At 66.0% G+C, this 13,605-nt stretch carries 11 protein-coding genes and 1 pseudogene; 5 read left to right on the top strand and 7 right to left on the bottom strand.

The window, feature by feature from the left end; translation table 11 throughout:
• Positions 1-62: 62 nt before the first annotated feature.
• The 5 genes and pseudogenes from BOO71_RS01685 to argF form a co-directional block, all read right to left on the bottom strand.
• A pseudogene (locus BOO71_RS01685) lies at positions 63-539 on the bottom strand (transposase); the annotation flags it as partial.
• Between the two features lie 49 nt (positions 540-588).
• Positions 589-1,512: an N-acetyl-gamma-glutamyl-phosphate reductase gene (argC, locus tag BOO71_RS01680; protein ID WP_075830258.1), complete on the bottom strand. Its 924-nt coding sequence runs from the start codon at positions 1,510-1,512 to the stop codon at positions 589-591.
• Positions 1,513-1,583: 71 nt separating this feature from the next.
• Positions 1,584-2,084, bottom strand: coding sequence for a GNAT family N-acetyltransferase (locus BOO71_RS01675; RefSeq protein WP_083652839.1), 501 nt, complete (start codon positions 2,082-2,084; stop codon positions 1,584-1,586).
• A complete protein-coding gene (locus BOO71_RS01670; protein WP_303046700.1) occupies positions 2,081-2,737 on the bottom strand; it encodes an NUDIX domain-containing protein in 657 nt (218 codons plus the stop codon). The genes BOO71_RS01675 and BOO71_RS01670 overlap by 4 nt, the downstream gene beginning before the upstream one ends.
• A gap of 23 nt (positions 2,738-2,760) precedes the next feature.
• Positions 2,761-3,804, bottom strand: a complete 1,044-nt coding sequence (gene argF, locus BOO71_RS01665) for an ornithine carbamoyltransferase (RefSeq protein ID WP_075830257.1) — start codon at positions 3,802-3,804, stop codon at positions 2,761-2,763.
• 88 nt (positions 3,805-3,892) lie between these two features.
• Here argF and BOO71_RS01660 point away from each other — a divergent pair, with 88 nt between their 5' ends.
• Positions 3,893-4,828, top strand: coding sequence for an EamA family transporter (locus BOO71_RS01660; RefSeq protein WP_075830256.1), 936 nt, complete (start codon positions 3,893-3,895; stop codon positions 4,826-4,828).
• A 46-nt stretch (positions 4,829-4,874) separates the two neighbouring features.
• On the top strand, positions 4,875-5,660 hold the full coding sequence (locus BOO71_RS01655; protein ID WP_075830260.1) for a histidinol-phosphatase HisJ family protein: 786 nt from the start codon (positions 4,875-4,877) through the stop codon (positions 5,658-5,660).
• A gap of 46 nt (positions 5,661-5,706) precedes the next feature.
• On the opposite strand, the gene ppsA is transcribed toward BOO71_RS01655, so the two are convergent.
• Positions 5,707-8,097, bottom strand: coding sequence for a phosphoenolpyruvate synthase (ppsA, locus tag BOO71_RS01650; protein WP_075830255.1), 2,391 nt, complete (start codon positions 8,095-8,097; stop codon positions 5,707-5,709).
• A gap of 170 nt (positions 8,098-8,267) precedes the next feature.
• Here ppsA and ppsR point away from each other — a divergent pair, with 170 nt between their 5' ends.
• From ppsR to BOO71_RS01635, 3 genes are all read left to right on the top strand, one after another.
• Positions 8,268-9,089, top strand: coding sequence for a pyruvate, phosphate dikinase/phosphoenolpyruvate synthase regulator (gene ppsR, locus BOO71_RS01645; RefSeq protein ID WP_075830254.1), 822 nt, complete (start codon positions 8,268-8,270; stop codon positions 9,087-9,089).
• Positions 9,090-9,166: 77 nt separating this feature from the next.
• Positions 9,167-10,543, top strand: coding sequence for an MFS transporter (locus BOO71_RS01640; protein WP_075830253.1), 1,377 nt, complete (start codon positions 9,167-9,169; stop codon positions 10,541-10,543).
• 79 nt (positions 10,544-10,622) lie between these two features.
• Entirely contained in the window at positions 10,623-11,648 is a 1,026-nt protein-coding gene (locus tag BOO71_RS01635; protein WP_075830259.1) for a PIN/TRAM domain-containing protein, read from the top strand.
• A 109-nt stretch (positions 11,649-11,757) separates the two neighbouring features.
• On the opposite strand, the gene BOO71_RS01630 is transcribed toward BOO71_RS01635, so the two are convergent.
• A partial coding sequence (locus BOO71_RS01630) for an AAA family ATPase (protein WP_075830252.1) occupies positions 11,758-13,605 on the bottom strand: 1,848 nt, incomplete at its 5' end.

Raw genomic sequence — 13,605 nt, 5'->3', positions numbered from 1 at the left:
CCAACAAGAGAAGCACGTTCCAGACGTGCTTTTTATCGATATACACACATTGCAACTCATGAGTAGAAGCGTCCCTTGACGCTGTAGCCGCCATGCCCACCGCGCCCACTGGCCGCCTCACTCATGGCGCGTCCCCGCTTGTAGCGACACCCAGCACAGTAAACCAACGGTTTACTGTCGATGACATACACAGTGTCATCGTCAAAATGCGGGAAACGCAGTGCCAGATCAGCATAAATGCGCTCCAGATTGAGTTGGATTCGCAGATAACGGGTACGGTCTGGCAGACAGGGGAAGAGGTGGCGAGAGGTGAAACGGACTTGTGCGAGCCATTTTTGCTGCGAGGGTTGACCCAGCAGTTCACCCACCAGCGCGATGGTCATGATCTCGCCGTAAGTGCCTTTTTGATGGGCTTCCTTGGGAAGCGTGAAGAGGCAGCTGAACTCAGCGGCTTTCACATAGTCGTCAACGTAGACGTACACGAATAAAAAGAGGTCTTCGACAGTAGACTGGGAGAGCGGAAGCTCGGTGGTAGGCATACCTCAGCTTCCGCTTTTTCTGGCCGACTATCCCCTAGCACTCAAAGTGTTAAAGATTCAGCCCCAGCATCAGCTCCAGATTCTGCACCGCCGCGCCGCTGGCCCCCTTGCCCAGATTGTCCAGCCGCGCTGCCAGCACCGCCCGCCCACCGTCTGCGGAGGCATAGACGAACAGGTCCAGATCGTTGCTGCCGTTGAGGGTCTGCGGATCAATGACGGCGGGATTCCCAGCTTCAGAAAAGACGCGCACATATTTTTGCCCGGTGTAGTGGGCGGTGAGCGCCTCCCGGAGCTTTTCTGCCGTGACCCCCAGTTCCCCCAGATGTACCGGAATATTCACGGTCATGCCCTGCGCCCAGCCGCCCACATGCGGCGTGAAGATGGGCGTGCGCGACAGCCCGCCGTAACGCACGATCTCGGGCAGATGCTTGTGGTCCAGTGTCAGCCCATAACTGATGAAATCGCCGCGCATGGGGTGGGTTTCGCCCTTCTCGTGGGCGTCCACCAGCGCGCGTCCACCGCCGCTGTAGCCGCTGTAACCCTGGATGGTCAGGGGAAAATCGCCGGGAAGCAGGCCCGCCGCCGTCAATGGGGCCAGCAGCGCAATCGCCCCGGTGCTGTAGCAGCCCGGATTGGACACCAGCCGCGCCGTGCGGATGCGCTCTGGTTGATCGGCGTTCAACTCGGGAAAGCCGAAGACCCAGTTTTTATCCGTTCGGTGGGCGGTGCTGGCGTCCAGCAGGCGGGCATGTGGATTTGTCGTCAGGCTCAACGCCTCGCGCGCCGCGTCGTCGTGCAGGCACAGGATGCTCAGGTCCGCCGCGTTCAGCAACTCGGCCCTCGCCCCCGCGTCCTTGCGCCGCGCCGGATCGATGCTCAGCAACTCGATATCGGTTCTGCCCTGGAGGCGGGTGCGGATTTGCAGGCCAGTGGTTCCAGCCTCGCCGTCAATGAAGATTCTGGGTTTAGTCATCTTGAGTCGTCTCCTTTCGCCCCGCCTGCCATTCCCGCGCCAGCAGGCCGTACAGCGCGTCGTCCGTCCATTCATTCTCCGCCGCCCCCTGAAGAAGCGTCCCAGTAGCTTTCCAGCGCCGTGCCCTCATGCTGGAAGCCCGCGCGGGTCAGCAGTGCGGCGGCGGGGGCGTTGCGCGGATCGATATGGGCGTAAACACGGTGCAGGGCGTGTGGGCCGAACAGTTGCGCCAGCAATAGCCCCAGCCCCTCGGACGCCAGCCCGCGCCCCTGGGCGTGCCGGGCCAGCGTGAAGCCGATCTCTGCCTGTGCGCCGTTATCAGGGACAGCCCGATTGACCGCAAAATCTCCAAGCAGTTTCCCGGTACTGGCGTCCACCAGGGCCAGTTGCGTCCAGCCCGGTTGTTCTGGCGTGCGCGTGTGCATTTCCTCGATCAATGCCTCAGTCTGGGCCAGCGTGTAGGGCAAAGCCCAGCCCTGAAAACGCGCGATTTCTGGATCGTTGCGGTAGGCCAGGAAGGCGGGGGCGTCCTCGGGGCGCAGATGGCGGAGAACGACGCGGTGGGGGGTCATGGATAGCACCGCCGCACCAGTTCGGCCAGATCGCCCTTGGCTGCCTCCCCCGCAGCGATGCGGGCCAGCAGTTCGGCAGGCGTCAGCCACCACGCCTCGCTGAAGTCGGCGGGATTGAAGTCGGGCGTGGAATCGGTCCTGATCTCGTAGACCCGCATGAAGGCGCTCAGATTCGTCTTAAAAGGAGAGAGGGCGGCGATTTCCCGCCAGTCCAGCTCGTCCACGTCCAGATTCAATTCCTCGCGCGTTTCGCGCTTGAAGGCGCTCATGTAATCCTCGCCGCGTTCCACATGCCCGCCCACGCTCATATCCAGACAGCTCGGAAACATCCGTTTGGAGGCTGTGCGGCGCGGAATCCACAATTCGCCGCGCGAGTTGACCAGAAAGGCGTTGATAACGCGCACGGGCTGACGCTTGGCCCAGGCATCTTCCCGCGTGATCTGGCCGATGACCTGATCGTGACGGTTGACCAGATTGAGCCATTCATCCTGTTCACTCATCAGGGTCTTGCGCAGGAGTTGGAGGGTTAGGCGGCCCTGCTCGTCCGTAACGAAACAGCACACGTCGCCCTCCGCGATTCCCAGCGCTTGCACCGCCTCCGCCGGAAGCGTGATGGCCCCTTCAGCGTCCACTGTGACGACTCCCGCTTGCATGCTCACACCCTAGCGTCGAACGCTCACCACCTCGGTTTCATGTCGCCCATCAGGTGGTACAGCAGCGCCTTCTGCGCGTGCAGGCGGTTCTCGGCCTGATCGAAGACCCGGCTCTTGGGGTGTTCGGTGGCTTCCGGCACGGTTTCCTCGCCGTAATGGGCGGGCAGACAGTGCAGAAAAATGCCGTCCGGGGCCAGGGTATCCAGCATCCCCGGCGTGACCTGATACCCCTGGAAGGCGCGGCGGCGGATGTCGGCCTCGGCCTCCATGCCCATGCTGATCCACACGTCGGTGTACAGCACGTCCGCGCCCTCGATGGCGGCCAGATCGTGCGTCAGGGTAATTTGCGTGCTCTGCTGCACGGCGTCCATCAGCACGCCCGCGTTGGGTTCGTAGCCCACCGGGGTCACGATGGTGACGTCGCTCCCGGTCAGGATGCCCATGTGGATGTGGCTGTTGGCGAGGTTGTTGCCGTCCCCGATGTAGACCACCCGCCGTCCGCGCAGATCGGTGCCGAATTCTTCCTCGATGGTCTGGTAGTCGGCCAGCAGTTGCGCGGGGTGCAGCATGTCGCTCAGGCCGTTGATGACGGGAATGGCGGCGTGATCGGCCAGTTCGTGCAGGGTCTGTTGCAGGTAGACCCGGCCCATCACACCGTCTACCCAGCGTTCCAGGTTGCGGGCCACATCGGACACGCGTTCGCGCGTGCCCAGGCCGATTTCGGTGTTGCTGAGGGTAATGGCGTGGCCGCCCAGTTGGTACATGCCCACGTCGAAGGTGGTGCGGGTCCGCAGGCTGGATTTCTCGAACACCAGCGCCAGACTCAGGCCCGACAGCGGTTTGACGCCGCGCCACTCGCCGCGCTTCATGCTGTGGGCGGTGTCCATCACGGCGCGCAATTCGGCAGCCGACATGTCCAGATTGCTCAGAAAGTCGCGGCCCGCCATCACCGGAGTGGGGAGGGTTTCCGGGGTCAACAGCGTGTTTTTATTCACCTGTGATACAGGCGGTGCTTTTGTCTTTTCAGGCTTAGCAGCCTTTTTTGCGGACTTGGTGGCCTTCGTCATAGGCAAGGATTATACGCAAAGAATGTTTAATCATGCATCCAGCCAGGAGAGACGGCCTTTTCCGGCCCGGCGCTACACTTCCTCACACATGACTGTTTCTGCCCCCGCGCCCGGAACCCAGCCCCTGGGGACACGCGGACTGCTGCTGGCGCTGCTGATCACACTGATCTGGGGTCTGAATTTCGTGGTGATCAAGTGGTCCGTGGCCGATGCACCGCCGTTGCTGGTGGCCGCCCTGCGTTTTGCGGTGGCGGCAGTTCCGGCGGTGTTTTTTGTCAGGCCTCCCGCCGTTCCCGCCCGAATTTTGTGGGGCTACGGCGTGGCGGTGGGCGTGGTGCAGTTCGGGCTGCTGTACTTGGCGATTGCGCTGGGCCTCAACGCCGGGCTGGCCTCGCTGCTGATGCAGATTCAGGCGTTCTTCACGGCGCTGCTGGCTGCCGCCTTTCTGGGCGAACGCATTCAGCCGTGGCAGGCGGCGGGCATCACGCTGGCCTTCGCAGGCATGGCGGTCATCGGGCTGCTGTCGGGTGGGCAGGTCAGCGTTCTGGGGCTGGGTCTGACGCTGGTGGCCGCGCTGGGCTGGGCGGTCAGCAACCTGCTGGTGCGGGCCTCGGGCGGGGCAAACGTCTTCTCGCTGGTGATCTGGAGCAGCCTGATCGCCCCTATTCCGCTGACCCTGCTGTCCGGCGTGGTCAGCGGCTGGGACGCGGTGGCCCACACCCTTTTGCACGGCGGCTGGGAACTGTGGGCCGCCGTGCTGTACATGGGACTGGCCAACACGGTGCTGGGCTTCGGCGTGTGGTCCCTGCTGATCCAGCGGCACGGGGCCGGGCGCGTCGCGCCGCTGTCCCTGCTGGTGCCAGTCTTCGGCCTGATCTCCAGCGCCATCGTGTATCACGAGGTCTTTCCACCCGGCAAGGTGGTGGGCGCGGTGCTGATCGCCGTGGGGCTGCTGCTGCATGTGTTTGGGCGGCGGGTGTGGCCCCCGGCGCGGCGGACTGCCCCTGTGCCCGGCGCGGACTGACGCCCCCCTGCTCCTGAACCCTCTGCCCTCGCGTACGCTGTCCCCCATGCTCTCTCGCCTGTTCGACTCCCACCTGCACACCCCCCTGTGCGGCCATGCCACCGGCACCCCCCGCGAGTACGCGCAGGCCGCCCTGGACACGGGTTTAGTGGGCCTGTGCTTCACCGATCACTGCCCCATGCCCGCGTGGTACGACGCGCCGTGGCGGATGCGCCTGGACCAGTTGCGGGAATACGTGGATGAGGTCCGCGCCGTGCAGGCCGAATTTGCCGGACGCCTGGACGTGCGCCTGGGTCTGGAGGCCGACTTTCACCCTGGCACCGAGCGTTTCGTGGAAGGGCTACTGAACGCGCACGACTGGGACTACGTGATCGGCAGCGTGCATTACATCGGCGCGTGGGGCTTCGACAACCCGGAATTCGTGGCTGAATACGAGGCGCGTGATCTGGCGGGTCTGTACGGCGATTACTACGCGCTGATAGAAGGCGCGGCCCGCTCCGGCCTGTTCGACTCCATCGGGCATCTGGATCTGCCTAAGAAATTCGGCCACCGTGACCCCGGCGGCGCGGCGGCGTTGCGGGCGCTGGACGCGGTTGCGGAAGCTGGCCTGAGTCTGGATTTCAACACGGCAGGCTGGCGCAAGCCCGTGGCCGAGGCGTATCCCTCGCCGGACTTGGTTGCGGAGGCGGTGAAGCGCGGTATTGGGTTTGTGCTGGGCAGCGACGCGCATCAGCCGGGGGAAGTGGGGTACCGATTCGCGGAGGCGGCGGCGTTGATTGCAGGGGTGGGCGGGCAGATCGTGACGTATGTGGGACGGGTGCGGCAGGGCTGAAGGAACTTCTCCCAACGCCTGACCGCACCTTCCCGCCGTCGTCAGCTCAGGCAGTCACTGTCGTCTCCCGTTCCCCGGCCAGATGCAGCCAGGTGGTCAGCACCGAGTCTGGGTTCAGGCTCACCGAGTCAATGCCCTGGTCCATCAGCCACTGGGCCAGCGCCGGGTGATCGCTCGGCCCCTGCCCGCAGATGCCGATGTATTTGCCTGCTTTCTTGGCGGCGGCAATCGCCTGGGCCATCAGTGCCAGCACCGCTGGGTCCTGCTCGTCAAACAGGTCCGCCACCAATCCCGAGTCGCGGTCCAGTGCCAGCGTCAGTTGGGTCAGGTCATTGCTGCCAATCGAGAAGCCGTCGAAGTGTTCCAGAAACTGCTCGGCCAGGATGGCGTTGCTGGGAATCTCGCACATCATGATGATCTTCAGGCCCCCATCTCCATCAACAGCACCGTCGCCGCGTTTCAGGCCGTTCTTCTCCAGAATCTCCAGCACCGTTTTCGCCTCGCCCACGGTGCGGACAAAGGGAATCATGATCTGCACGTTGGTCAGGCCCATGTCGTCGCGCACAGCCTTCATGGCCGCGCATTCCAGCGCAAACGACTCGGCAAAATCGGCGCTGCGGTAGCGGCTGGCCCCCCGGAACCCGATCATCGGGTTCTCCTCGTGCGGCTCGTAGGCCGCGCCGCCGATCAGGTGGGCGTACTCGTTGCTCTTGAAGTCGCTCAGGCGCACGATCACGGGTTTGGGCGCAAACGCGGCGGCGATGTTGGCCACCCCCTCCATCAGCTTGTCGCGGAAGAAGTCACGCGGCGAGGCGTAGCCCCGGATGCGCTCGTCGATCTGGGCCTTCACGTCCTCCGGCACGTCCGGGTAATCCAGCAGGGCGCGCGGGTGGACGCCAATCACGTTGGAGCAGATAAATTCCACGCGGGCCAACCCCACGCCCTCGTTGGGCAGCGCGGCGAACGAGAACGCGCGGTCCGGCGAGGCCACGTTCATCATGATCTTCATCGGCACGTCGGGCATGGCGTCCAGCTCGATGCGGTGAATCTTGAAGTCGCGTTTGCCCTCGTACACATAGCCCGTGTCGCCCTCGGCGCAGGAGACCGTCACGGTCTCCCCACTCTTCAGCTCGCGGGTGGCATTGCCGCTGCCCACCACGGCGGGAATGCCCAGTTCGCGGGCGATGATCGCCGCGTGGCAGGTGCGCCCGCCCCGGTTGGTCACGATGGCCGAAGCGCGTTTCATCACCGGTTCCCAGTCTGGATCGGTCATGTCGGCCACCAGCACGTCGCCGTCCTGCACGCTGTTCATCTGCGAGATGTCGCGGACCACCCGCACCACGCCACTGCCGATACGATTACCCACGGCGCGGCCCTCCACCAGCACGGTGCCGCCACCACTCATCTCGAAGCGCTCCAGCGTGCGCCCACTGCGGCTCTGCACCGTTTCCGGGCGGGCCTGAAGAATGTAAATCAGGCCGTCGCGCCCGTCCTTGCCCCACTCGATGTCCATCGGACGCCCATAGTGGTCCTCGATGGCGACGCACTGCCGCGCCAGTTCGGTCAAATCGGCGTCGTTCAGACAGAAGCTCTGGGCCTCTTCCGCTGACACGTCCACGCTGTCCACGCCGCCACCATCGGCATAGATCATCTTGCGGGCCTTGCTGCCTAAAGTACGGCGCAGCACGGCCATCTTGCCCGCCTTCAGCGCAGGCTTGTAGACGAAGAACTCGTCTGGGTTGATCGCGCCCTGCACGATCAATTCGCCCAGGCCATACGCGGCGGTGACCAGCACGGCGTCGCGGTAGCCACTCTCGGTGTCCAGCGTGAACGCCACCCCGGACACGCCCAGATCGGTGCGGACCATCCGCTGAATCCCGGCGGACAGCGCCACTTCCGCGTGTGCGAAGTCGTGGTGGACGCGGTAACTGATGGCCCGGTCATTGTAGAGAGAGGCGAACACGAGGCGGACGTGGTGCAGCACGCTGTCTATCCCGCGCACGTTCAGGAAGGTTTCCTGCTGCCCGGCAAAGCTGGCTTCGGGCAGATCTTCGGCGGTGGCGCTGGAACGTACGGCCACGTCGGGATCGGTCACGCCGGATTCGCGGGTCATGCCTTCGTAATCGGTGCGAATCGCGTCTTCTAATTGCTGTGGCAGGGCTGCGCCCTCCACCCAGCCGCGAATCTCCTTGCCAGCGGCAGCCAGCGCCACCACGTCGTTCACGTCCAGCGCCGAGAGCCGGGCGTTGATCTTCTCTTCAATCTGGTTTTCGCTCAGGAACAGGCGGAAGGCGTCGGCGGTGGTGGCAAAGCCCCCTGGCACGCGCACGCCCGCCGCGCCCAGGCCGTGAATCATCTCGCCGATGGAGGCGTTCTTGCCGCCCACCACCTCCACATCGGTCATCCTTAGTGTCTGGAACGCGCGTGTTATCTGCATGGGTTTCTCCGTTGCTGTGGGATAGAAAGAGCGAAAAGCATCTGGGTTAGTGTTGGATACCCCCACAGCTTAACGGGTTTAGGCGGGCGTGGGGTGTGGCGGGGGCAGGGACACCCCCATTGCCCCACGGCCAACCCACAGCCAATGGCCGGACCTGTCACCCTGGAGGCATGACCCCCAGCCCTCCGCCTGCCCGCCCGGTGCTGATCGTCAGCGACCACACCGGCCTGACTGCCGACAACATCGCCCGCGCGCTGCTGGCCCATTTTCCGGGGCAGCCGCTGCGCTACATCTCGCGGCCCTTCACGGCGGACGTGGCGGCGGCGCGGGCGGTGGCGCAGGAAGTCGCGGCCCTGAGTGCGGCGGGGGAGAAGCCCATCCTCTTTACCACCGTGACCCAGCCGGACGTGCTGGCCGAGTTGCAGGCCGCCCCCGCCCGCCTGTTCGATCTGTTGACCCCCGGCATCAACGATCTGGAGGTAGAGCTGGAGCAACCCGCCACGCGCACGGTGGGCGGTTACCACGACATGCACGACGCGGGCGCGTACCTGGGCCGCATGGAGGCGCTGGATTTTGCCCTGGCCACCGACGACGGCATAGGCGACAAGCAGTACGGGCTGGCCGACGTGATTCTGGTGGGCGTGAGCCGGGTGGGCAAGACCCCCACCAGCCTGTTTCTGGCATTGCAACACGGTATCCGCGCCAGCAATTACCCGCTGGCCGAGGACGACTTCGAGCGCGAGACCTTGCCCGTTCCGCTGGAAAAACACCGCGACAAGCTGTACGGCCTGACCATCGATCCGCGCCGCCTGCACGCCATCCGCACGCAGCGCAAGGCGGGCAGCCGCTACGCCAGCCCCGAACAGTGCGAATTCGAGGTCCGCCGCGCCGAACGCCTGTTCCAGCGCGTGGGCCTGCCGGTGCGCGACACCACCAGTACCAGCGTGGAGGAAATCGCGGCGGGCATCCTGAGCGCCTTGAGGCGACGCTGAAGCCGCGCTGAGCGGAGGGCCACCCCGCCAGATGGCCTATGTTCTCAGCCCTCCGCAGCGCCGTAAATTGAACTCAGATGACCTCTACACCCCAACCCGCCCCCGACGGCTGGCGCACCTTCGTGTGGCTGTGGAGTTCTCAGGCCCTGAGCGTGCTGGGATCGGCGGTGGCAGGCTTCGCCTTCAACATCTACCTGACGGTCACACGCTTTCCGCTGGCCGAGCAGAAGCCGCAACTGGCGCTGGCGCTGTCGGCCACGGCGCTGGCCTGGGGTCTGGCCGCCACCCTGACTGCGCCGCTGGCCGGAACGTGGACAGACCGCCATGACCGCCGCACGATCATGCTGGCCGCAGACCTGCTGGGCGCGCTGCTCACCTTCGGCATTCTGGGGCTGCTGCTGCTGCCTGCCGCGCCGCTGTGGACTCTGGTTCTCGTCTCCGGCCTGATGGGGCTGGTGGGGACCTTCCACGGTTCGGCCTTCGACGCCAGCTACACCACGCTGGTGCCCAGGGACCGCCTGCCCCGCGCCAACGGCATGATGCAGACCATCTGGAGTCTGGCCGGGCTGGTGGGTCCGGCGGTGGCCGCCCTGCTGATCGGCGTTCCCGCGCTGCTGCGAAAGTCTGATGCCTTGCCCGGTTGGCTCTCGGGCCTGCAAAACGGCGTGCCCTTCGCCTACGCCGTGGACGGCCTGAGCTTCGTGCTGGCCGCAGTGGTCCTCTCGCGCCTGCACGTCCCGTCCCCGCAGGAGGTCACGGACCGCAGCCAGCCGCGCTCGTTCAAGGAGGACATGGCCTTCGGCTGGAAGTTCATCGGGAGCCGAAAGCCGCTGCTGGCGCTGCTGCTCACCTTTGCCGTCGCCAACCTGTGCGGCAGCGGGCTGGGCGTGCTGGAGCCGTTGATCGTCAAGTTCGGCCTGGCCGCCGACTGGCAGAGTCGGGGCAGCACCCTGACCGCCGCGCTGGCCACCCTGACCATCACGCAGAGTGTGGGCGGCGTGCTGGGCGGCATCCTGATCAGCGTCTGGGGCGGCCTGAAAACGCAGCGCGTGCTGGGCGTGCTGCTGCCGATGATCGTGTCCGGGCTGGCGCTGGCGGCCTTCGGCTTCAGCTCCACAGTGCTGTGGGCCAGTGCGGCGCTGTTCGTGCTGGGCCTGACCTATCCGGCCATGAACGCGCACTCGCAGAGCATCTGGCAGTCGCAGGTGCCGCCCGCCATGCAGGGACGGGTGTTCAGTGTGCGCCGCCTGATCGCGCAGTTCACCTCGCCCCTCAGCACCGCGCTGGCCGGACTGCTGGCGGCGCGCTATGCCGGGGGCAGCGTCGCCATCGTCGCGGGCCTGCTGCTGGCCGGGGTGACGGCGGCGCAACTGTTCAATCCGGTGATCCGGCGGGTGGAGGATGGCCCGAAAGTGGGGACGGCGGCGGCGCAGGAGGGCGGATCTGGCGGTTGAGGGCAGCCGGGCGGGTCGCCTGCCTCAAATTCTGCTGTCTGAACCGTTTCACACCATCTCAGCCGCTACACTACTGAGCGTGCTGGCTGTTCGTCTGTTTGTCATGGGGCTGGGATTGTTGCTGGGGTGGCTGGCTGGGCAGGCGCTGGCCTCGGCGCAGCCCACGGACCTCAACCGGGTCAATACCCTCAGCCTGATGCTGGCGGGCAGCCTGATCGCGCTGCTGTTCGCCCCGCGCGCCGAGAAACTGCTGACCGGCAGCGTGGGCCGCTTCTCGCGCTGGTACGCGGGCCTGTCGCCGCGCACGGTAGCGGCAGCCACCTTCGGCCTGATCGTGGCCCTACTGCTCAGTGTCCTTTTAAGCAGCCTGTTTCAGAGCCTGCCCTTCTTCAACTGGTTCTGGAACCTGCTGGTCACGGTGATCCTGGCGGTGTTCTTCGTCAATTTTGCGGTGGGTCACGCGGAGGCGTTCGGGATGCTGGCCTTTCCACAGGTGCGCCGCCGCAGCGGCAGCAAGCTGCTGGACAGCAACGTGATCATCGACGGACGCATTCTGGAACTGGTGCGCGCCGGGTTTCTGGACGGCGAACTGGTGGTGCCGGGGTTTATCCTGCGCGAGCTTCAACTGCTGTCCGACAGCGGCGACGCGCAGAAGCGCACGCGCGGCAAGCGCGGCCTGGGGCTGGTGGAAGAACTGCGCGAACTGAAGCCCATCCGCATCGAGGACTGGGACGACGCGGCCCTGAAGAGCGTGGACGACAAGCTGATCCGGCTGGCCCGCGAAACCGGCGGCCAGATCGTGACCAACGACGGCAACCTGGGTAAGATTGCCAAGCTGCACGGCGTCACGGTCCTGAGCGTCAACGAGGCGGCGGTGGCCCTCAAACCACAGGTGCAGGCGGGCGATCTGCTGGCCGTGACCATCACCAAGGGCGGCCAGCAGTCCGGTCAGGGCGTCGGCTACCTGGAAGACGGCACGATGGTGGTGGTGGAGGACGGCCTGAAATTCCGGGGCAAGCAGGCCCGCGTGCAGGTGGTCAACAACGTGCAGACCAACGTGGGGCGAATGATCTTCGCCAAGCTGGAGCGGGAGGAAGTGGCGTAGGCGCTGCGCGCCGGTCTAAGGGTCTGAAAGTCGAAGGGTCTAAGGGAAGCGCATGTCTATCTCTTCCTTAGACCCTTCGACTCTTGACCCTCAGACGGCGCGCAGCGCCCTACAGATCCATCCGCTGCACGCTACTTCCGGCCACGCTTTTGGTCACCAGCAGGCGGCTGGGCAGGCGTTCGGAGAGGCTTTCGACATGGGTGACGATGCCCACCATGCGGCCCTGGGTGCGGAGGCTTTCCAGGGCGTTCGCCACAGCTTCCAGCGCCTGCGGGTCCAGCGTGCCGAAGCCCTCGTCCAGAAACAGCGCCCCCAGAATCTTGTTCCCGGCCAGATAGTCGCTCAGGGCAATCGCCAGCGACAGGGAGGCCAGGAACGTCTCGCCGCCGGAGAGGGTCTTGACGCCGCGCACCTCGCCCGCGTTCCACAGGTCCTGCACCATGTACTCGCCTTTTTCCAGGGCCAAGCGGTAGCGCCCGTCGCTGATCTCGTGCAGCAGCAGGCCCGCGCGGGTGAGCAGTTGGGCCTCCACCTCGGCCAGCAGGAATTGCTGGAATTCGTTGGCCTTCAGCGAGTTGGTCAGCGTCTGCCAGGTGTCCAGGCTGCGGGCAGCATCGGCGGCCTGGGCCTCGATCTCGGCCTTACGCTTCAGGCGTTCGCGTCCGGCGCGTTCCTGCTCGGCCAGACTCCCGGCGCGTTCGCGGGCGGCAGCCAGGGCGGCGTCGGTGGCGGTCAGGTCACGCCCCACCTGCGACAGTTCTGCCGGATCAAAGGGCGCGGCCCCCAGTTGGCGTTCCAGTTCGGCCAGGGCCTCGGCCAGTTGCGCCCGCTGGGCAGCCTGGGTGCGGGCGGCTTCCTCCAGCGCGGCGATATCGTTTTCGGGCAATGCGGCGGCTCTGGCCTGCGCAGCGTCCATGCCCAGGCTGGAAAGGGCAGAGTCCAGCGCGGCCTGGGCCTCCGTGGCGTCCGCCTCCCGGCCCGCCGAGGCGTTCTGCGCCGCCGCCAGCGTGGCGTTGGCTCCTGCCAGCTCGCCCGCCGCACGCGAAAGGGCCGTACCCGCCTCCTGCACGCGCTTGCGGACGGCGGTCACGTCATTCAGGAGTTGGCGGCGTTTTCCTGCGGGGTCCGTTCCGGCTGCCCGCACGCGCCCCGCCAGCCCGGCCAGCAGGCGCAGGGCTTCTGTCTGCGGATCGCCCGTCACCAGAGCTTCGGCGGCGCGTAAATCGACTTCGCGCTGCCCGGTGGCTTCCTGCCAGTTGCGGTTCTCGGCCTCCTTGTCGGCCAGCCACGTCTCGCGGGCCTTCAGGGCAGCGCGCAGATCGCTGAAGCGGGTGCGGCGCTCGTCCAGCGTGGCGCTCAGCACCTTCACGCGGTCCTGCGCTGCACCCAGATCGGCGTGCGGTGCATCGGGCAGTTCGCGGACTTCCTGCAAACACAGCGGGCAGTCCTCGCCCACATGCAGGTGCGTGCGGTACGAGGCCAGCCCGGAGGTGAGGCGGGCCTCCTCCAGCGCCTTCTGCGCGGCTTCCAGATCGGCCTTGGCGGTCTGACCGTCGCGTTTGACGCGCTCCAGCTCTGCCGTTTCCTGCGTCTGTGCCGTTTCCTCGGCCTTGAAGCGGGCCAGCGCCGAATTCAGGCCCAATCGCTCGGCCTCGATCTTGACGCGCTCCTGCCTGTTCTTCTCGGCCTTTTCAGCCCCGGTGCGGGCCAGCAGAAAGGCGTCCTCGTCCCACTCCAGCGGCTGCGCGTGGGTGGTCTGGGGCGTGCCGCCGGAACGCTTGAGGCGGGCAGCGTCGGCCTCGGCCTCGCGCAGTTTGTCGGCGCGGGCTTCCAGGTTGGGAATGCCTGCCTCGGCTTCCTGCGCGGAATCCAGATTGGTCTGGGCGGCCTCGGCGGCGCGGGCGGCCTGCGTGGCGGCCCCCTGCGCTCCTGCCAGCGCGCGGGCCTCGCGTTCGGC

It is taken from the genome of Deinococcus marmoris, from assembly GCF_001949125.1.
Lineage (GTDB): Bacteria > Deinococcota > Deinococci > Deinococcales > Deinococcaceae > Deinococcus > Deinococcus marmoris_A.
This window is presented reverse-complemented; position numbering and strand designations above follow the sequence as displayed.

Bases quoted from the DNA above. Each gene is read 5' to 3' on its own strand.
- argC (WP_075830258.1), bottom strand. From the start codon at position 1,512: ATGACTAAACCCAGAATCTTCATTGACGGCGAGGCTGGAACCACTGGC.
- BOO71_RS01675 (WP_083652839.1), bottom strand. From the start codon at position 2,084: ATGACCCCCCACCGCGTCGTTCTCCGCCATCTGCGCCCCGAGGACGCC.
- BOO71_RS01670 (WP_303046700.1), bottom strand. From the start codon at position 2,737: ATGCAAGCGGGAGTCGTCACAGTGGACGCTGAAGGGGCCATCACGCTT.
- argF (WP_075830257.1), bottom strand. From the start codon at position 3,804: ATGACGAAGGCCACCAAGTCCGCAAAAAAGGCTGCTAAGCCTGAAAAG.
- BOO71_RS01660 (WP_075830256.1), top strand. From the start codon at position 3,893: ATGACTGTTTCTGCCCCCGCGCCCGGAACCCAGCCCCTGGGGACACGC.
- BOO71_RS01655 (WP_075830260.1), top strand. From the start codon at position 4,875: ATGCTCTCTCGCCTGTTCGACTCCCACCTGCACACCCCCCTGTGCGGC.
- ppsA (WP_075830255.1), bottom strand. From the start codon at position 8,097: ATGCAGATAACACGCGCGTTCCAGACACTAAGGATGACCGATGTGGAG.
- ppsR (WP_075830254.1), top strand. From the start codon at position 8,268: ATGACCCCCAGCCCTCCGCCTGCCCGCCCGGTGCTGATCGTCAGCGAC.
- BOO71_RS01640 (WP_075830253.1), top strand. From the start codon at position 9,167: ATGACCTCTACACCCCAACCCGCCCCCGACGGCTGGCGCACCTTCGTG.